Here is a 19,477-nt window from a genome sequence, read left to right as displayed (position 1 = left end):
TTCTGCGCGTGCGGGCCGCCCCCGTTTTTGTGGGGGGGGGGGGGTGTCGGGGTGGGGTGACGGGGGGGGGGGGCGGGGCGGCGGGGGGCCCGCGGCCGGCCAGGGGCTGGGGGGTGCCCCCGGGGGGGGGGCCCCCCCACGGCATTGTCCTCAGTGGACGACGATGCCCTCCTGCGGCGAAGGTGCCGCGGTGCTGCGGAAGAGCCGGGCGAACAGCTCCAGGTCGGCCGGCCTGCCGTCGATCGCGATGCGGCCCGTGCGGACCGCCTCCGCGGCGCTCGTCCGGCCGCCGATCACGTCGAGGAGGACCCGGCCGCGGTCGTCGGTGAGCTTGTACACCACGCTCGCGTTCGTGCGGTCATCGGTCCTCACTTCGTGAGTGGGTGGAACTGGTTGTGGTCGCCTTCGGAGATGAGCTCGCGGTGCAGCAGCTGCAGGTCGTCGCACGGCTCGACGCCCAGCTCCTCGGCGAGCCGGCGGCGCAGGTCGCGGTACACGGCCATCGCGTCGGACCGGCGGCCACTGCGGCCCAGCACCCGCATCAGCTGCCCGTGCAGTGCTTCGTCCAGCGGGTTGCCCCCGGTCAGCGACCGCAGCTCGCCGATCAGCTCGCGGTGCCGTCCGCTGGCGATCTCCGCCTCGACCAGCAGGTGCAGCGTGGTGCGGTGCTGCTCGGCCAGCTGGGTCACGTACGACTGCAGCACCGGTCCACAAGAGACGTTCGCCAGCGGCGGGCCCGACCACAGGTCCAGCGCCTCGCGGAACCGGCCCGCCGCGTCGTCGTGCCGCCCGTTCCGTTGCAGGACCTGCCCTTCCTGCTGCAGCCGGTCGAAGCGGAAGACGTCCACCTGCGCGGGGTCGATGCGGAAGACGTAGCCCGGGTTCTTGGTGACGAGCAGGTCGTCGGCGTTCTCCGCGAGCCCGTTCTGCTGGATGCACCGCCGCAGGTGGTAGACGTAGGTGTGCAGGGTGGTCCGCACCGTGCGGATCGGGTCGCTGGCCCACAGCTCCTGCATGATCGAGTCGGCGTGGACCAGCCGGCCCGGCCGGACCACCAGCAAGGCCAGCAGCTGCAGGACCTTCGGCGTCGTCGGCGCGTAGTCGACGCCGTCACGCAGGAGGCCGAGCGGGCCGAGGACCGTGAAGCGGACGACACTTTCGGATGGTTCCCGTGGCCGCGGGGTCGCCGTGGCCGCTAGCCTTGTTTCGGAGTACATTGCCGAACGCCTCCAGTGTGCAGCCGTCTGCCGGCTCCCCAGTAGTGCCGCGTCAGGACCGATGTACTCCCGATGTACCGTCGATCCTCCGGCTGTCCACACTCGAATGTGACAGAGCGGCCGGGGTGCGGCCAGTGAGCCGCCCACCAGAGTCGAACTGTGTTTCTCCGCCCGGGCCCGTGCGTTCCGCACTTTTCGCGGCCGCGTGCCGCGGACTCCCGACCGGCCGGATTGGCCGTCCGGATCATGCCGCCCGGCCGGGCGAACGGCGGAAGGCCGGTGCTCACTCGCCGTGTCGGGGCAGCTTTCACAACGGATCCGTGCGAAGTGCACGACGGGAGCCGTGCCCTTCGCACGGGTTCGGCGTTCCCCGCCGACAGCGCCTTCTCCGGTCTCCGCCGAGGCTCGATCGGTCGTCCACCGACCCGCGACATCCGGCGTCTTACCTGGCGGCGAGGGAAATCCAAGCGGAGGAATTCGAGGTTGGACTGATGATCTTGCGATCGGTTGCGTACCCGGGGGCGCAGCGGGAGGCCGGCGAGCCACCGGAGGACGCGGACCGGCTCAGACGCGAACAACCCGTCCAGCCGGCGATCCTGCGGGCGATCGAGCTGCTGCTCGAACGCTACTTCGAGCCCATCACCCTGTCGGCACTGGCCGCCGAGGTGTACGTGAGCCCCTTCCACTTCTCGCGCATCTTCGCGAAGGCGACCGGGGTCACTCCGGGCCGGTTCCTGACGGCCGTGCGCCTGTTCGAGGCGAAACGGTTGCTGCTGACCACTTCCCTGACCGTGTCGGACATCGTCTGCAGCGTCGGCTACAGCAGCGTCGGCACCTTCACCAGCCGGTTCGTCCGGGCCGTCGGCATGACGCCGACCGAGTACCGCGAACCGGACGTCGGCGAGCTGCTCGTCGCGCACTCGGCGTACTTCCAGCGGCTGCCGTCGCAGCGGTCGCTGCGCGAAGCCGGCTGCGCTTCGCAGCCGATGGGCACCGGCCACCTGGACGTCGACCTGGTGTTGCCGGACGACGCGGCCCCGGCCACCGTTCTCGTCGGCGTGTTCGCCGACAACGTGCCGCAGCGCGGCCCGGTCGCCTTCGGCGGCTCGGCCAACACCCGGTCCGGGCGGTTGACCGTGCACGGCGTGCCGGAAGGCAACTGGACCGTGATTGCGATCGCCGACCACAGCGTGCACGCCAAGAGCGGCCCCGCTTTCACGGTCGGGACCGCCTCGGCCGCCGTGTCGCCGTTCGACCCGCCGGGCGTCACCGTCCGGCTGCGTCGGCCCGCGCTGACCGACCCGCCGATCGCGATCACCCTGGCGTCGCGGCCGACGCCGTCGAGCCGGCAGCAGTTCGCCACGCAACGGCCGCACCTGCGCGCCGTCGCCTGAGCCCCGTTCCTCCGACGACAGGAAGATCCGGATGTCGACTCTGCTCGGCGTGCTGCGCAAGCGCGTTCTCGCTCCCTCCCTCGCGTCCGTCGGCTTCGCCGAGCGCGGGTTCCCGGTGGTGCACACCGACGCCACGGCCCGCCTGGAAGCGGTGCCGCAGGCGGTCGTGTGCGGGTTCGAATGGGCCATCGAAGGCGCGTCGCTGTGGGAGATCGAGCGGCGCCTCGCGCTGATCGAGCCCGAACAGCGCGGGTTCGCCTACGAGGGCGCGGCGATGGGCTATTCCGTCCTCGACGCCATGCCCGGCGGCGGCTCGGACCGGACCCGCGAGCTGCTCGAAGGACCGGGCCGCCCGCACATCTTCCTGACCTACATCGGGATCGGGTTCGCGATGGCGCGGCTGCCGCGTCCACTGTGGAAGAAGATGCTGCCCGAGCTGACCGGGGTGGCCTACCACCCGGTGATGAGCTGGCTCGCCGTCGACGGCTACGGCTTCGACCGCGCCTACTTCGACACCGGGAAGTGGGTGGAGCGGCAGGCGGCCCCGGAGCCCTACCCGTGGGCCGGCCGCCCGGAGTACTTCGCCCGCGCGTTCGACCAGGGGGTCGGCCGCGCGCTGTGGTTCATCCACGGCGGGAACCCGGACGCGGTGGCCGCCGCGGCCGGCCGGTTCGCCGAATCCCGCCGCGCCGACCTGTGGAGCGGGATCGGGCTCGCCGCGACGTTCGCGGGCGGCAGCGACGAGCTCGGGCTGGCGCGGCTGCGCCGGGCGGCCGGCGGGTACCACGACGAGCTCGGCCTGGGCGTGGTGTTCGCGGTGAAGGCGCGGACCTATTCCGGATACGTCCCGGCGCACACCGACCTCGCGTGCGGTGCCCTGGCCGACCTGACCGTGCAGGAGGCGCAGAACCTGGCCGACCGCACCGAGCGCGCCGACGGCGACGACGGGCCGGTGCCGCCCTACGAGCTGTGGCGGGAGCGGATCCGGGAAGAGCTCCGTCCCGCCGCCGCGCGACGGGCGAGCTGAGCGGTGATCTCACGCAACCGTGGAGTAGACCGCCGACCAGCGGATCTGTGACCGTGGAAGAGACGAGCAGAACCAAGTCTCATTCGACCCGTGAGGGGGAGAGTGCGTTGGGCAATGGCTGGCGCGCGCTCAGACGCCGCATCCTGACACCGAACGTTTCGGAGACCTCGCTGGAAAAGCGTGGCTTCCACCGCAAGAGCCCAGCCGCTCAAGAACGACTCGAGACCATCGGGGAGAAATTCCTCCTCGGGTACGCGCACGCGGTCGAGGCCCGTTCGGTCGAGCAAGCCGAAGAATGGCTGGAGCGCATCCCACCGCAGTTCCGCGGCTTCGCCTACGAAGGCGCGGGAATGGGGTACGGCGTCCTCGACGGGCTGCCGTTCGGCAAGAGCACGAACATCGCCGAATTCCTGGCCGGCCCCGGTGAGAAGCACGACTACATCATCTACGTCGGGGTCGGCTGGGCCATGTGCCGGCTCCCGCGGTTCGCGTGGCCGAAGGCCTCGGCGTTCGACCCGCTGCTGCGCTGGCTCGTGCTCGACGGCTACGGCTTCCACCAGGCGTACTTCAAGACCGACCAGTACATCCGGCAGCAGTACCAGGAGCCGGGTTTCTCGTGGCCGGACAAGCGCTACGACGGTTACGCGTTGCGCGCCATCGACCAGGGCATCGGCCGGGCGCTGTGGTTCATCTGCGGTACCGACGTCGAGCTGGTGACGAAGACGATCGAGGAGTTCCCCGAGTCGCGCCACGGCGACCTCTACGCCGGGGTCGGGCTGGCCTCGACCTACGCGTGCGGCGTCACGGCCGACGAGCTGCGGGAACTGGTCGACCGGGCCGGCATCCACCACGGGCCGCTGGCGCAGGGAAGCGCGTTCGCGGCCGAGTGCCGGGTGCGCTCGGGCCTGATGATCCCGGAGACCGAGATGGCGGCCCGGGCGATCTGCGGGCTCCCGGCCGAGCGCGCGGCGGCCATCACGCAAGAGGTCCGGCCGGAGGTGGTCGTCGACGGTGACGACGTCCCGGCGTTCGAAACCTGGCGGCGGCGGATCGCCGACGAAGTCCTGACGCACGGAGGTGTGCACGAATGACCGCGACCTTGGGCCGGCTGCGCAAGCAGCTGGCGGGCATCGTGGCGCTGGCGCTGATCTTCACCCTGTTCCTGGTCGCGCGCCTGCCCAGCGTCTCCGCCGCCGAGCAGGACTCGATGGCGAGCAAGTTCCACTTCACGCCGATGTCGATCGCGCTGCCCGCGGCGAAGAAGGCGCAGTCGATCCGCACGGTGAACAAGGAGTACGAGGACATCGCCGCGTGGATCTCCTCGGTCGGCGCCGCGATCGCGCTCAACGACATCAGCGGCACCGGCAAGGCCAACGACCTCTGCCTGGTCGACACCCGCAGCGACCAGGTCGTCATCACGCCGTCGCCGGACTCGGGCCCGCGGTACGCGCCCTTCGAGCTCGACCCCGCGCCGGTGCTGCCGACGTGGGACTACATGGCGCCGATGGGCTGCGTCCCGGGTGACTACAACGAAGACGGCCGTACCGACGTCCTGGCCTACTACTGGGGCCGCACGCCGGTGCTGTTCCTGCAGAAGGCCACCGCGGCGAAGTTCGACGCGGCCGCGTTCCAGCCGGTCGAGCTGGTGGCGGGCAACCACCGCGGCCCGGACGGGAAGTACAACGGCCCGATGTGGAACACCGACTCCGCCACCATCGGCGACTTCGACGGTGACGGGCACGTCGACATCTTCATCGGGAACTACTTCCCGGACAGCCGGGTCCTCGACCCGAACGCCGACGGCGGCATCACGATGAACCAGTCGATGTCGCACGCGCTGAACTCGGGCGCGAAGTACATCTACCGCTGGACCGGCGCCGCGTCCGGCGCGAACCCGAGCGCGCAGTACGTCGATGCTTCGCAGGGCATCCCGGAAGTCGCCCGCTACGGCTGGACGCTGGCCTCCAGCGCGACCGACATCGACGGCGACAGCCTGCCGGAGCTCTACATCGCCAACGACTTCGGGCACGACCGGCTGCTCTACAACAAGTCCACGCCGGGTCACATCGAGCTCGCCGAGGTCACCGGCGTCCGCGGGATCACCGACCCGAAGTCGAAGGTGCTGGGCAACGACTCCTTCAAGGGCATGGGCGTCGACTTCGGCGACCTGAACCACGACGGGCTCTACGACCTGTTCGTCAGCAACATCACCACGTCGTGGGGCATCGAAGAGTCGAACTTCCAGTTCATGAACACCGCGAAGAACACCATGGACCTGCGCAAGCAGCTGCAGGACGGGGTCGCGCCGTTCGACGACGTGAGCGGCAGCCAGGGGACCGCCTGGTCCGGCTGGGGCTGGGACGTCAAAATCCAGGACTTCAACAACGGCGGCGAGAACCAGATCGCGCAGGCGACCGGGTTCGTCAAGGGCCAGGTCAACCGCTGGCCGAACCTGCAGGAGCTGGCCACGGCGCACGACGGCCTGCTGTCCAACCCGCTCTGGTGGCCGAACGCCCGTGCCGGTGACGACATCGGCGGCGACCACACCCTGCACTTCTTCGTGAAGAGCGCGGACGGCCGGTACACCGACCTCGCGCCGCAGCTGGGCCTGGCGGTCCCGGTGCCCACCCGCGGCATCGCCGTCGGCGACACCGACGGCGACGGCCTGCCCGAGTTCGCGGTGGCGCGGCAGTACGAGGCGCCGATCTTCTACCACAACGACAGCCCGAACCCGGGCAAGTACCTGCAGCTGAAGCTGACCACCGACGCCCCGGTGGCGCCCGGCCCGCTGCCCGCGGCCGGCCCGCCCGCGATCGGTGCCCAGGCCACCGTGACGACCGCGGACGGCAAGAAGTACCTCGGCCGGGTCGACGGCAGCAGCGGTGAGGCCGGCCGGCGCAGTTTCGACGTCCAGATCGGCCTCGGGCACGACGTCAGCGGCCCGCTCGACGTGCACCTGCAGTGGCGGGACCGGACCGGGCAGCTGCGGACCCAGAACCTGAAGCTCGAACCCGGTTGCCACATGTACCAGCTCGGCACCACGGCGAAGGAAGCGATGTGACGTGATGGCCACCCCGACTCTGACCAAAGTGGACACCACGCCACCCAAGCGGACCAACAAGGTCGTCACCGCCTTGCGCCGCTTCGCGATCTCGATCACGATCTTCAACATCATCGGCTACACCGTGCTCGGCTTCGAGCAGCCGTGGCTGTACCCGTTCGTCGCGCTGGCGACCGCGTACACCACGGAGATCCTGCTCGAAATCATCAACGCCCGCGTCACCTCCCGTGCGGTCCGCTTCAAGGGCAACGGGTTCAAGGGTCTGATGGAGTTCCTGCTCCCGGCGCACATCACCGGGCTCGCGCTGAACATGCTGACCTACGTCAACGACCGGATCCTCGTGATGATCTTCGGCGTGGTCGTCGCGGTCGGCGCGAAGTGGATCCTGCAGGCACCGGTGTACGGCCGGATGCGGCACTACATGAACCCGTCGAACTTCGGCATCACGATCATCCTGCTCGTGTTCCCGTGGGCGAGCATCGCCCCGCCGTACCACTTCACGGAGCAGATCCCCACCTGGGGCGGCTGGCTGATCGTCGGCATCATCCTCGTGTCGGGCACGGTGCTCAACGCGCTGCTGACCGGCCGGATGTTCCTCATCGCGGGCTGGCTGAGCTTCTTCGTCATCCAGGCCGTCGTCCGCGGCTGGCTCTTCGGCACGTCGATCCCCGGCGCGCTGGCGATGGCCACCGGTGTCGCGTTCGTGCTCTACACCAACTACATGGTGACCGACCCGGGCACGTCGCCGTCGAAGCCGGGTTCGCAGTTCGCCTTCGGGGCCGGGGTGGCACTCGCGTACGGCTTCTTCACCGCCGTGCACGTGGCCTACGGGCTCTTCCTGGCCACCGCGACCGTCTGCCTGATCCGCGGCATGTTCCTGTGGGCGCTGCACTTCTCGAACAAGGCGCGGATCAAGTTCGAGGCCGAGCAGGCCGAGCAGAAGGCGAAACTGGAGCTCGCGCCCGCGCCGGCGGAAGCGGACGGCGAGAAGCCGGGAACCGTCGCGGCATGACCGGCCGCCAGCACCGAGCCCGGGCGGCGCACCTCGCGCCGCCCGGGCCGCCGCGCCGGGCGACCCTCCGGTTGCTGAAGCAGCTCTTCACCGACCGGCTCGCGCTCATGGGCGACAACGCCGAGATCTACGGCGACGTCGTCCGCATCGCCATCGGCCCGAAGGCGATGTACCTGGTGAACCACCCGGACCTCGCGAAGCACGTCCTCGCGGACAACGCCGCGAACTACCACAAGGGCATCGGCCTGCAGGAGGCCCGCCGGGCCCTCGGCGACGGCCTGCTCACCAGCGACGGCGAGACGTGGCGCGAGCAGCGGCGGACCATTCAGCCGGTGTTCCAGCCGAAGCGGATCTCGCGGCAGGCCGCCGTCGTCGCGGCCGAAGTGGACGCGCTGATCCAGCGGCTCGCCGCGCACGACGGGCCGGTCGAGATCCTGCACGAGATGACCGGCCTGACCCTCGGCGTGCTCGGCAAGACGCTGCTCGACGCCGAGCTCGGCGGGTACGAAACGCTCGGCCACTCGTTCGAGGCCGTGCAGGACCAGGCCATGTTCGAGGCGGTCACGCTCAGCGCGATCCCGCAGTGGGTGCCGCTGAAGAAGCAGCTGGAGTTCCGCACCGCGCGCGACGACCTGCGCCGGATCGCCGACGAGCTCGTCGAGCAGCGGCTGGCGAACCCGGTCGAGAACGGCGAGGACGTGCTGTCGCGGCTGATCGCGTCCGGGTCCGCGCAGGGTGCGTCGCGCGAACGCATGCGGGACGAGCTGATCACCCTGCTGCTGGCCGGGCACGAGACGACGGCGAGCACGCTCGGCTGGGCGTTCCACCTGATCGACGAGCACCCGGACGTCGGCGAGCGGCTGCACGCCGAAGCCGTCGAAGTGCTGGGTGACCGCCTGCCCGAGCACGAGGACCTGCGCCGGCTCACCTACACCGCGGCCGTGGTCGAGGAAGTCATGCGGCTGTACCCGCCGGTGTGGCTGCTGCCGCGGGTCGCCCAGGCCGACGACGAGATCGGCGGGTACCACGTGCCGGCCGGCTCCGACGTCGTCGTGGTGCCCTACACGCTGCACCGGCACCCGGGGTTCTGGACCGACCCGGAGCGGTTCGACCCCGGCCGGTTCGACCCGGCGAACCCGGCCGGACGGCCGCCGCGCTACGCCTACATCCCGTTCGGCGCCGGGCCGAGGTTCTGCATCGGCAACAGCCTCGGCGTGATGGAGGCGGTGTTCGTGCTCGCCATGGCGGCGCGGGACCTGGTGCTGCGGAAGGTGCCGGGCAAGGTCGTCGACCCCGAAGCGATGCTCTCGCTGCGGGTGCGCGGCGGGCTGCCGATGACCGTGCACCGCCGGGAACGGGTGCGGCGGGCCGAGGCCGCCTGAGTTCACTGTGGACATTCGATGAGGAGGTAGGCCGGTGCAACCCGAAGCCACCGAAGAAGAACGCGTCAAGAACCTGACCCTCGAGGCCTACGCGGACACGATCGTGCCGGGGGAGAAGCGGAACGAGGACGACCGGGCGATCGCCGGGGCCGCGCCCGGCCCCGGCGCGGTGGCGGCGGGCGCGCTCGAGCTGCTGAACTTCGACGCGACCGGCGTCACCGTCGGCCTGCCCTACCTCGCGCAGTCGCTCAACGATCACGCGAAGACCTACGCGGGCGAAGTGGAGCTCGCGCTCGACCACGACGTCCCGCCGTTCGTCGCGCTGCCCTACGAGCACCGCCGCGAGCTGGTGCGGCGGCTGACCGCACCCGGCCACCCGGAGAAGGACGGCTGGGTCAGCCTCGCGCTGTTCTGCAACATGGCCTTCGACAGCGCCGCGCACAAGCACACCGCCGACGCCATTCGCGAAGGGCACCCGGGCCTGCTGGCGTTGGGCTACACCCCACCGGATGCCGACGGGTTCTGGCGGTTCCCGAAGTACGGCTACGGCCGCAAGCTGGCCGAGCTCCACCCCGACACCACGCCTTCCGGGAGCCCCGCATGACTGCCATCGACAAGACCGACGTCGTCATCGTCGGCAGCGGCTTCGGCGGATCCATCCCCGCCTACCACCTCGCCGCCGGCGGGGCCAAGGTCACCGTGCTGGAGCGCGGGCCGTGGCTGGCCTCGGCCGACTTCGAGCACGACTACCTGCTCGGCTCGTCCTACACGCGGGCGTTCGACTTCGTCGTCGGCGACGGGATGAGCGTGCTCGGCGGCAACTGCGTCGGCGGCGGCAGCGTCGTGTACTTCGCCGCGATGCCGCGGGCGCCGAAGTTCGTCTTCGAGCGCCACGGCAGCATCGGGCGCCGGATGTGGCCGTGGGTGATCAACCGCGACTCGCTCGAGCCGTGGTACGACCGGGTCGACGAGTCGCTGCCCGTGTCCAAACAGGACTGGAGTGACGTCTCCTACGCCGGCGGGCTGTGGGCCGCGGCCTGCAACCACTCGGGCCGGACGGCCAACCCGGCGCCGGTCGCGGTCGACAACGCCACCTGCGTCAACTGCAACTTCATGATGGCGGGCTGCAAGTTCGACGCCAAGCGCTCGATGCTGACGAACTACCTGCCCGCGGCCCTCTCACACGGCGCGGAGATCCGCCCGCTGCACGAAGTCCAGCGGCTCGAGCGCACCGAGGACGGCGGCTACCGCGTCTACTTCGACCTGATCGACGAGGAAGACTACCGGATCCACACCGGTAGCGGCGTGATCGAGGCGAAGATCGTGATCATCGCCGCCGGCGCGGGGGCCACCCCGGTGATCCTGCAGCGCTCGGAGGCCGCGCTCGGCACGATGCCGCACGGTGTCGGCCGGTACTTCTCCGGCAACGGCGAGCGGCTCAACACCGCGATCATCGACGAGGACCGCGTCCGCGAGGTGCTGGGACTGTCCCGTGAGGACGGTCCGGTCTACTCGGCCAACCACATCGGCAAGGGCCCGACCGTCGCGAACTGGGACAAGCTCGACGGGTCGCTGCCGGAGTACGAGCGGTACTCGCTGGAGCAGCTGTACTTCCCGCCGGGCCTGGGCACCATCCTCGCCCAGGTGCCCGGCGGCGAGGAGCCGCGCTGGTTCGGGGCGGAGAAGAAGGAAATCCTCAAGCAGTGGGCCAACTGGCTGACGATCTTCCTGATGACCGAGGACGACAACGAAGGCGTGTTCGGCGCCCCGCCGCCCACCGGAAACGCCTACCGGATCTCGCAGCAGATGCTCGGCCGCGGCTCGCTGCGCTACGAGCCGACGACGAACACCCGGCGCGGCTGGGCGCTGGCCGACGCGGACTGCAAGGCGATCATCGAGAAGGACGGCCTGGCGAAGGTCGCGCCGTGGACCAACGACGTCGTCGGGGCGTACACCGTGCACCCGCTGGCGTCCTGCCGGATCGGTGACGACCCGGCGACGTCGGCGCTGTACCCGAACCACGAGCTGCGCAACCACCCGGGCATCTTCGTCACCGACAGCGCGGCGGTGCCGGGCGCGCTGACGGTGAACCCGGCGATGACCATCGCCGCGCTCGCCGAGCGGTCGATCCCGGGCATCGTCCGGGCCCTGCAGGCCCGCGACGTCGACGTCAAGTACGGCGCGCCGGCCCCCGACGGTTCGATCACGGGCCGCCGGGCGGTGTCCAAACTGGACCTGGTCGCCGGGAACTGAGGCACGAAACCCGGAACTCGCGTGATTGAAGCCGGAACTCGCGTGATTCGGCGCGGTACGGCTCTGATCACGCGAGTTACGGCTCCGATCACGCGAGTTCCGGCTCTGATCACGCGAGTTACGGCTTCCGGTACGCGGGTTCGCCGGGCTGAGGAGGAAGTATGGCGGCGGGGTTGGTGCGGGTTGCCTTGCGGCGGGTGCTGCGGGAGGTGCGGTACGTCGACGTCGTGCGGCCGGGGCGGGCGCAGGGGCTCGTGCGGGAGGTCTACCGGCAGGTCGAGCGGGACTTCGGGATGCTCGCCCCGCCGATCGCGCTGCACTCGGCGTCGCCGGAGGTGCTGGCCGCGGCGTGGCTGATGCTGCGGGAGTCGCTGGTGGCGGGCGGGTCGGCGAGCCGGGCCGGCAAGGAGGCCGTCGCGGCCGCCGTGTCCGCGGCGAACTCGTGCCCGTACTGCGTCGAGGTGCACGCGATGGCGCTCGGGTCGCTGGGCGAGCCGGCCGCCGCCGCGGCCATCGGCGCCGGGACCATCGCGTCCATTCCGGACGGTGCCCTGCGCGCGCTGACCGCGTGGGCGGGCGGCGAAGGCAGCCTGCCCGCGGACGTGCCGGACGACGTCGCGGCGGAGTACACGGCCGTGGCCGTCGCGTTCCACTACCTCAACCGGATGGTGAGCGTGTTCCTCGGGCCGTCGCCGCTGCCGGAGGCCGTTCCGCCGTCGGCGCGGGCGAAGGCCAAGGCCGTGCTGGGCTTCCTGCTCAAGCCGGGTGCCGCGCCGCCGGCCGGGCAGGCACTGGACCTGCTGCCCGCCGCGCCGGGGCCGGAGCCGGGCGACACGCTGTCGGACGCCTTCGCGCGGGCCGTGGTGGCGATCGAGGCCGCCGGGGAACGCTCGGTGCCGTCCCGCGTGCGGGAGCTCGTCCGCCGGGAACTCAAGGCGTGGGACGGGACACCGCCCGGGCTGAGCCGCGCGTGGGTGGAGCCGGTCCTGGCCGAACTCCCGGCGGAGGAACGCGCCGCCGGCCGGGTCGCCCTGCTGACCGCCCGGTCCGCCTACCAGGTGACGGACGCCGACATCGCCGCGGTCAGTCCGGAGCGGACAGACCACCGCGGGGTGGTCGAGCTGGTGTCGTGGGCGGCCCTCACCGCGGCCGTGGCGGCGGGCGACCGGCTCCGCCCGCGAAGAGAAGACTTCCCAGGCCGCAACGGTGATGATCGATCGGGAGAAGACGTCGCATCGGGGAAAGGACTGACAGGTGACTGACACCACGGGCGTGATCGCCGACCTGACCGCCGAGGCCGCCGAGGTGGACGCGCTCGTCGCGGGGCTCACCGAGGCGGAGTGGGACACCCCCACGCCCGCGCCGGGTTGGACCGTCCGCCACCAGATCGCGCACCTCGCGTTCATCTTCCGGATCGCGGGGCTGTCGGCGGCGCAGCCGGAGGCGTTCGTGGCCATGACGAAGTCGCTGTCCGGCGGGTTCGAGGCCGCGGTCAACGCCGCGCTGGAGGACTACGTCCACGACCCGGCCGAGGTGCTCCTGACGCGCTGGCGGGCCGAGCGGGACGCGGGGCTCAAGGCCCTCGCGGCCGTGCCCGGGAACCAGCTGGTGCCGTGGCTGGTGAACCCGCTGCCGCCGTACGTGCTGGCGTGCGCGGGGATGATGGAGGTGTTCGGCCACGGCCAGGACATCGCCGACGCGCTCGGCGTGCGCCTCGAGCGCACCGACCGGATCCGGCACATCGCCGGGTTTTCCGTTCGGGTCCGGGACTTCGGCTACGAGGCGCGGAACCTGACGCCGCCCGCGGAAGAGTTCCGGTTCGAACTCACCGCGCCTTCGGGCGCGCGCTGGGCGTTCGGGCCGGAGGACGCGGCCCAGCGGGTCACCGGCAGTGCCGAGGACTTCTGCCTGCTCGTCACCCGGCGGCGGCACCGCTTCGACCTCGACGTGCGGGCGACGGGCACGCTGGCCGACCAGTGGCTCGACATCGCCCAGGCCTATCGCGGGCCGGCCGGGGCGGGGCGCCGCCCCGGCCAGTTCGACGCATGAATCCTTTGTGGACAGTACAGGTCGGTGTCCGGTCGTGCTGACGACCCGGGCACGGGCAGCAAGAGGAGAAGCCGGTCCGCATCGCCCGGAGATGCTGGACCGGATGGCCCGGCGACCCGGAGCACCGGGCAGCGGCGGCGCCGCCAGACGGAGACAGGCCAGCGCCTGGACCCCGGGTCCCGCACCAGTGGGCAGCGGGGACCGGATGGTTCCGATGGTATGGGGCTCGAGAGCCAGTGGGAGTGCGGTGGCATGAGCGTAGAGCGGATTTCGATCGTCGGTATCGGTCTCCGGTACCCCGACGCGAGTTCTCCGGAGGAGCTCTGGGAAAACGTGCTCGCCGGGCGGCGGGCGTTCCGCAGGCTGCCGGACGAGCGGATGAACCGGGCGGACTACTACTCACCCGATCCGAAGGCACCGGACCGCTTCTACTCGCAGAAGGCGGCCGTGCTGCGGGGTTACGAGTTCGACCGGGTGACGCACAAGATCGCCGGCAGCACCTTCCGGGCGACCGACACGACGCACTGGCTGGCCCTCGAGGTCGCCGCGGAGGCCCTCGCGGACGCCGGGTTCGGTGACGGCGAAGGCGCCCCGAAGCAGAGCACCGGCGTCGTCATCGGCAACAGCCTGACCGGTGAGTTCTCCCGCGCCAACATCATGCGGCTGCGCTGGCCGTACGTGCGCCGCACGGTCGCGGCGGCGCTGACCGCCCGCGGCTGGGAGGACGAGGAGACCGCGAACTTCCTGCGGGAGCTCGAAGTCCAGTACAAGGAGCCGTTCCCCGAGATCAACGAGGACTCTCTCGCCGGCGGCCTGGCCAACACGATCGCCGGCCGGGTCTGCAACTACTTCGACTTCGCCGGCGGCGGGTACACCGTCGACGGCGCCTGCTCGTCCTCGCTGCTGTCGGTGGTGACCGCGGCCAACGCGCTCGTCCAGGGCGACTTCGACCTCGCCATCGCCGGTGGCGTCGACCTGTCGATCGACCCGTTCGAGGTGATCGGCTTCGCGAAGACCGGCGCGCTCGCCAAGCGCGAGATGAAGGTCTACGACGCCGATTCGAACGGCTTCTGGCCCGGCGAGGGCTCGGGCATGCTGGTCCTGATGCGCGAGAGTGACGCGCTGGAGCAGGGCAAGCGGATCTACGCGTCGATCGGCGGCTGGGGCGTGTCGTCCGACGGCAAGGGCGGCATCACCCGGCCCAAGGCGTCCGGGCACCGGCTGGCTCTCGAACGCGCCTACGACCGCGCGGGCTACGGCGTCGAGACCGTCTCCTACTTCGAGGGCCACGGCACCGGCACCGCGCTGGGCGACGAAACCGAGATCGAGGCGCTGTCCACGGCCCGCCGCGACGCCGACCCGCTGGCCAAGCAGGCCGCGCTCTCGACGATCAAGGGCAACATCGGCCACACCAAGGCCGCTGCCGGCGTCGCCGGCCTGATCAAGGCGACGCTGGCGGTGTACCACCAGGTCATCCCGCCCGCGACCGGACACCACACCCCGCACGAGTCGCTCACCGGCTCCTCGGCGCGGATGTACGTCCCGCGCGAGGCGACGCTGTGGCCGGAGGACCAGCCGGTCCGTGCCGGTGTCTCCGCAATGGGCTTCGGCGGCATCAACTCCCACGTCACGGTTACCGAGGCGCCGACCGCACCCCGGCGCCGGGAGCTCGACGAGCGGGCCCGTTCGCTGGTCGCCGGCCGCCAGGACGCCGAGCTGCTGCTGTTCGACGCCGACGACCTCGCCACCCTGCGCGGGAACATCGCCGCGGTGCTGGAAACCGTGCCGAAGCTGTCGTTCGCGGAGCTGACCGACCTCGCCGGCACGCTGGCGAAGGACCTGTCGGGCAAGCCGGTGCGCGCCGCGGTCGTCGCGGCCAACCCCGAGCACGCCGAGCGGAAGCTGACCAAGCTGCTCGAACAGCTCGAGTCGGGTGACTCGGTCTTCGACAGCGCCGACGGCATCTTCGCCGGCAGCCGCGGCTCCGCGCCGAAGATCGGCTACCTGTTCCCCGGCCAGGGTTCCGGCCGCGGTGGCGACGGGGCGCTGCGCCGCCGGTTCGCCGTGGCGGACGAGATCCACCGCGCCGCCGCGCTGCCCATCACCGGCGACCAGGTCGCCACCGAGGTGGCGCAGCCCCGGATCGTCACCGGTTCGCTGGCCGCGCTGCGGGTGCTGCGCTCGTTCGGCATCGAGGCGGCGACGGCCACCGGCCACAGCCTCGGCGAGCTGACCGCGCTGCACTGGGGCGGCGCGCTCGACGAGCGGGCGCTGCTGAAGCTCGCCACGATCCGCGGCAAGGTGATGGCCACGACCGTGGGCGACGGCACCGGCGCGATGGCGAGCATCGCCGCTTCGCCCGGCCGGGTCGAGGAGCTGGGCCTGGGCGACGACGTCGTCATCGCCGGGTACAACGCGCCCGAGCAGACGGTGATCTCCGGGCCGGCCGGGGCGATCGACCGGATCGTCGCCCGGGCGAAGGCCCAGGGGGTCACCGCGACCCGCGTCAAGGTCTCGCACGCCTTCCACTCGCCGGCGGTCGAGCCGGCCGCGAACGCCATGACCGAGCGGCTCGGCGAGTTCGCTTTCGCGCGGTTGGAGCGGCCGGTCGTCTCGACCGTCAGCGGGGACGTGCTGCACGCCGCGGAGGACCTGCCCGGGCTGCTGCGCGACCAGATCGTGCTGCCGGTCCGCTTCCGTGAGGCCGCCGCCAAGGTGGCCGAGCGCAGCGACCTGGTGGTCGAGGTCGGGCCCGGCCGGGTGCTGACCGGGCTGTTCGAGGAGATCGAGCCGGAGACCCCGGTGCTCGCGATCGACACGGACAACGCGTCGCTGCAGGCCCTGCTGCGGGTCGTGGGCGCGGCGTTCGCGCTCGGCGCGCAGATCTCGGTGGACGCGCTGTTCGAAGGCCGGATCGTCCGCGCCCTGCCCGCCGACGGCCAGTTCACCTTCCTGGCCAGCCCGTGCGAGGCGGGGGCGTCGATCGACAGCGAGCTGGCCGCCGAGCTGGCCGCGGAGAAGGCGGAGGCCGCCGCCTCGGACGCCGAGGCGTCCGACGCGGACACCGGTTCGACGCTGGACCTGCTGCGCAAGTTCGCCGCCGAGCGCGTCGAGCTGCCCTTGGAGGCGGTCACCGCCGACACGCACCCGCTCGACGACCTGCACCTGTCGTCGATCACGGTCGGGCAGCTGGTCAACGACGTCACCCGGGCGCTGGGCCGCCCCGCGCTGGAAGGCATGCCGAACTTCGCGACGGTGTGCCTCGGCGACCTCGCCGAGATGATCGACGAGCTGGCGCAGACGGCGAAACCGGCCGACACCGCCACCGGCGAGGCCCCCGGCGTGGGTCCGTGGGTCCGGCCGTTCGCGGTCGAGTACGTGCCCGCGCCGCGGCCCGCCGCGGACCTCACGTCGGGGGCGGGGAACGCCGAATGGCAGGTCTTCGCGACGCCGCGCCACCCGCTGGCCGAACCGCTGAAGGCCGCGCTCGCGCGGTCCGGCGCCGGGGACGGCGTGCTGCTCTGCCTGCCGGCGGACTGCGACGCCAGCCACGTCGGCCTGTTCCTCGAAGCCGGCCGCGCGGTCATGGCCGCCCCCAACGGCACGCGGTTCGTGGTCGTCCACCACGGCTACGGGGCGGCCGGCCTGGCCAGGACCCTGCGCCTGGAGGACCCGTCGGCGAAGACGACGATCATCGACCTCGCCGACCCGGAGCCGTCCACTGTGGACGCGATCGCGTCGGCCGTGACGACGGTGGTGGCCGAGGTCGCCGCGACCACGGACTTCACCGAAGCGCGCTACGGCGCCGACGGCGGGCGCACGGTGCCTCGGCTGTCCGCGCTGCCCGCCCCGAAGCCCGGCCCGCTGCGCGACTCGCTGGACGCGACCGACGTCCTGCTCGTCACCGGCGGCGGCAAGGGCATCACGGCGGAGAGCGCGCTGGCGCTCGCCAAGGATTCCGGGGCGCGGCTGGCCCTGCTCGGGCGCAGCGACCCGGAGTCCGACAGCGAGCTGGCGGAGAACCTCGACCGCATGGAGGCGGTGGGCATCCGCTACCGCTACGAGCGCGCCGACGTCACCAGCGCCCCGCAGGTGGCTGCGGCGGTCGCCCGGATGGAGGCCGAACTCGGCCCGGTCACCGCGATCCTGCACGGCGCGGGCCGCAACGAGCCGGCTGCCCTCTTCAGCCTGACCGAGGACAGCTTCCGCAAGACCCTCGCCCCGAAGATCGGCGGCCTCAACGCGGTGCTCGCCGCGGTCGACCAGGACCGGATCAAGCTCCTGGTCACCTTCGGCAGCATCATCGGCCGGGCCGGCCTGCGCGGTGAAGCGCACTACGCCACGGCGAACGACTGGATGACCGAGCTGACCCTGCGCTTCGGCCAGGAACACCCGAAGGCCCGGGCGATCGCACTGGAGTGGTCGGTCTGGTCGGGCACCGGCATGGGCGAAAAGCTCGGCGTGGTCAGCGCCCTGATGCGCGACGGCATCACGCCGATCCCGACCGAGGAGGGCATCGCCGTCCTCCGCCGGGTGCTGGCCGACCCGGCCGCGCCGCCGGTGCTGGTGGTCTGCGGTCGCACGGCGGGCCTGCCCACGCTGCCGATCCGGAAGCGGGAGCTGCCGCTGACCCGGTTCGTCGACCGCGCGATCGTGCACTACCCGGGTGTCGAGCTGATCACCGAGGCGGACCTGTCCGACGGGGCCGACCCGTACCTGACCGACCACCTGCTCGACGGGCAGCTGCTGTTCCCGGCGGTGCTCGGCATGGAGGCGATGACGCAGGCCGCGGCGGCGACGCTGGACCGCACCGGCACCCCGGTGCTCTCCGACGTCGAGTTCCTCCGGCCGATCATCGTCTCGCCCGGCGGGTCGACCACGATCCGGCTGGCCACGCTGGCCCGCGACGCCGACACCGTGGACGTCGTCATCCGCAGTGACGAGACCGGCTTCAGCGCCGACCACTTCCGGGCCCGGCTGAGCTTCGCCCGGCCGGCCGAGCTGGGGGAGAAGGCCGCCCGCGACGTCGCGCTGCCGCCGGTTCCGGTGGAGCCGATCAGCGAGCTGTACGGCTCGGTGCTGTTCCAGGGCAAGCGGTTCCAGCGCGTCCTCGGCTACCGGCGGGCGAGCGCCCGGCACGCGGTCGCCGAGATCGCGACCACCGCGGACTTCTCGTGGTTCGCGCCCTTCCTGCCGCAGGAGCGGCTGCTGGCCGACCCCGGCACGCGGGACGCGATGATGCACGCGATCCAGTGCTGCGTCCCCGACGCGACGCTGCTGCCGCAGGGCATCGAGAAGCTGTACCTGGCCGAGCCGGGCCGTCAGCACGACGAGTACGTCCTGCTGGACGCGAAGGAACGCTTCCAGGACGGCGACAGCTACGTCTACGACCTGGACGTGCGCAACCCCGACGGGACGCTGGTCGAGCGCTGGGAAGGCCTGAAGCTGCGCGCGGTCCGCAAGCGCGACGGCGCCGGGCCGTGGGTCCCCTCGATGCTGGGGTCCTATGTGGAGCGTTCCTGTGAGCGCCTGCTCGGCGGGACGCGGTCGGTGGTGCTCGAGCCGGACCCGGCCGGGCGCCCGGCCGGGGGCGTCGCCGAGCGGAGGGCGCAGACGGCGCTCGCCGCGGGCCGGGCGCTCGACCGGCCGGTCGAGATCCGGTACCGCCCCGACGGCAAGCCGGAGTGCGACGGCGGGGTCCACATCACCGCGTCGCACACCGCACAGCTGACCCTCGCGGTCGCCGGCACCAGCCCGGTGACCTGCGACATCGAGACGGCGATCGAGCGCAGCGAAGAGGACTGGGCCGGGCTGCTCGGCGAAGAACTCCTCACCCTCGGCCGGCTGCTGGCCGCCGACACCGGCGAACCGATCAGCGTGGCCAACACCCGGGTGTGGAGTGCGCTGGAGTGCGTGCGCAAGACCGGGTCGATGACCCAGGCGCTGACCGTGCGCCAGGTCGACGCCGACGGGTGGGCGCTGCTCGCTTCCGGGAACGCCCGGATCGCCACCTGGTCGACCACCGTCAACGACCGGACCGCCCCGATCGTCTTCGCCGTGCTCCAGGCAGAGGGGAACTGAG

The 19,477-nt window shown here is 71.7% G+C and carries 13 protein-coding genes; 11 read left to right on the top strand and 2 right to left on the bottom strand.

What is annotated here, in order from left to right; genetic code table 11:
- Positions 1-150 precede the first annotated feature (150 nt).
- Positions 151-372, bottom strand: a complete 222-nt coding sequence (locus ACWEF6_RS29545; protein ID WP_449685920.1) for a hypothetical protein — start codon at positions 370-372, stop codon at positions 151-153.
- A complete protein-coding gene (locus ACWEF6_RS29540) occupies positions 369-1,217 on the bottom strand; it encodes an AfsR/SARP family transcriptional regulator (protein WP_449685919.1) in 849 nt (282 codons plus the stop codon). Before ACWEF6_RS29540 ends, ACWEF6_RS29545 begins: the two co-directional genes overlap by 4 nt.
- 491 nt (positions 1,218-1,708) lie before the next feature.
- On the opposite strand from ACWEF6_RS29540, the gene ACWEF6_RS29535 reads away from it, so the two are divergent.
- From ACWEF6_RS29535 to ACWEF6_RS29485, 11 genes are all read left to right on the top strand, one after another.
- The gene (locus ACWEF6_RS29535; protein ID WP_449685918.1) at positions 1,709-2,611 is read left to right on the top strand and encodes a helix-turn-helix domain-containing protein; all 903 of its coding nucleotides are present in this window, start codon (positions 1,709-1,711) and stop codon (positions 2,609-2,611) included.
- 31 nt (positions 2,612-2,642) lie between these two features.
- Positions 2,643-3,638 carry a DUF1702 family protein gene (locus ACWEF6_RS29530; RefSeq protein ID WP_449685917.1) on the top strand — a complete coding sequence of 332 codons (996 nt, stop codon included), beginning with the start codon at positions 2,643-2,645 and terminating at the stop codon, positions 3,636-3,638.
- A 107-nt stretch (positions 3,639-3,745) separates the two neighbouring features.
- On the top strand, positions 3,746-4,729 hold the full coding sequence (locus tag ACWEF6_RS29525; protein WP_191307823.1) for a DUF1702 family protein: 984 nt from the start codon (positions 3,746-3,748) through the stop codon (positions 4,727-4,729).
- Positions 4,726-6,699 (top strand): FG-GAP repeat domain-containing protein, encoded by a 1,974-nt coding sequence (locus ACWEF6_RS29520; RefSeq protein ID WP_449685916.1) that lies wholly within the window; start codon positions 4,726-4,728, stop codon positions 6,697-6,699. The genes ACWEF6_RS29525 and ACWEF6_RS29520 overlap by 4 nt, the downstream gene beginning before the upstream one ends.
- 4 nt (positions 6,700-6,703) lie before the next feature.
- Positions 6,704-7,711, top strand: coding sequence for an enediyne biosynthesis protein (locus ACWEF6_RS29515; RefSeq protein ID WP_449685915.1), 1,008 nt, complete (start codon positions 6,704-6,706; stop codon positions 7,709-7,711).
- Positions 7,708-9,093, top strand: coding sequence for a cytochrome P450 (locus ACWEF6_RS29510; RefSeq protein ID WP_449685914.1), 1,386 nt, complete (start codon positions 7,708-7,710; stop codon positions 9,091-9,093). The genes ACWEF6_RS29515 and ACWEF6_RS29510 overlap by 4 nt, the downstream gene beginning before the upstream one ends.
- Positions 9,094-9,127: 34 nt before the next feature.
- Positions 9,128-9,697, top strand: a complete 570-nt coding sequence (locus ACWEF6_RS29505) for a DUF5987 family protein (RefSeq protein ID WP_449685913.1) — start codon at positions 9,128-9,130, stop codon at positions 9,695-9,697.
- Positions 9,694-11,346: a GMC family oxidoreductase N-terminal domain-containing protein gene (locus ACWEF6_RS29500; protein WP_449685912.1), complete on the top strand. Its 1,653-nt coding sequence runs from the start codon at positions 9,694-9,696 to the stop codon at positions 11,344-11,346. Before ACWEF6_RS29505 ends, ACWEF6_RS29500 begins: the two co-directional genes overlap by 4 nt.
- Positions 11,347-11,507: 161 nt before the next feature.
- On the top strand, positions 11,508-12,608 hold the full coding sequence (locus tag ACWEF6_RS29495; RefSeq protein ID WP_449685911.1) for a carboxymuconolactone decarboxylase family protein: 1,101 nt from the start codon (positions 11,508-11,510) through the stop codon (positions 12,606-12,608).
- Positions 12,601-13,395 carry a TIGR03084 family metal-binding protein gene (locus ACWEF6_RS29490; RefSeq protein ID WP_449685910.1) on the top strand — a complete coding sequence of 265 codons (795 nt, stop codon included), beginning with the start codon at positions 12,601-12,603 and terminating at the stop codon, positions 13,393-13,395. The genes ACWEF6_RS29495 and ACWEF6_RS29490 overlap by 8 nt, the downstream gene beginning before the upstream one ends.
- Before the next feature lie 252 nt (positions 13,396-13,647).
- Positions 13,648-19,476 carry a type I polyketide synthase gene (locus ACWEF6_RS29485; RefSeq protein ID WP_449685909.1) on the top strand — a complete coding sequence of 1,943 codons (5,829 nt, stop codon included), beginning with the start codon at positions 13,648-13,650 and terminating at the stop codon, positions 19,474-19,476.
- Position 19,477: the final 1 nt, after the last annotated feature.

This window comes from Amycolatopsis sp. NPDC004772, from assembly GCF_053601215.1.
The sequence above is the reverse complement of the archived record's forward strand: the minus strand, read 5'-3'. Positions and strand labels throughout refer to the sequence as shown.

Excerpts from the sequence above, each read along its gene's own strand:
- ACWEF6_RS29500 (WP_449685912.1), top strand. The coding sequence starts at position 9,694 with ATGACTGCCATCGACAAGACCGACGTCGTCATCGTCGGCAGCGGCTTC.
- ACWEF6_RS29485 (WP_449685909.1), top strand. The coding sequence starts at position 13,648 with ATGAGCGTAGAGCGGATTTCGATCGTCGGTATCGGTCTCCGGTACCCC.
- ACWEF6_RS29540 (WP_449685919.1), bottom strand. The coding sequence starts at position 1,217 with ATGTACTCCGAAACAAGGCTAGCGGCCACGGCGACCCCGCGGCCACGG.
- ACWEF6_RS29530 (WP_449685917.1), top strand. The coding sequence starts at position 2,643 with ATGTCGACTCTGCTCGGCGTGCTGCGCAAGCGCGTTCTCGCTCCCTCC.
- ACWEF6_RS29520 (WP_449685916.1), top strand. The coding sequence starts at position 4,726 with ATGACCGCGACCTTGGGCCGGCTGCGCAAGCAGCTGGCGGGCATCGTG.
- ACWEF6_RS29510 (WP_449685914.1), top strand. The coding sequence starts at position 7,708 with ATGACCGGCCGCCAGCACCGAGCCCGGGCGGCGCACCTCGCGCCGCCC.
- ACWEF6_RS29515 (WP_449685915.1), top strand. The coding sequence starts at position 6,704 with ATGGCCACCCCGACTCTGACCAAAGTGGACACCACGCCACCCAAGCGG.
- ACWEF6_RS29495 (WP_449685911.1), top strand. The coding sequence starts at position 11,508 with ATGGCGGCGGGGTTGGTGCGGGTTGCCTTGCGGCGGGTGCTGCGGGAG.
- ACWEF6_RS29535 (WP_449685918.1), top strand. The coding sequence starts at position 1,709 with ATGATCTTGCGATCGGTTGCGTACCCGGGGGCGCAGCGGGAGGCCGGC.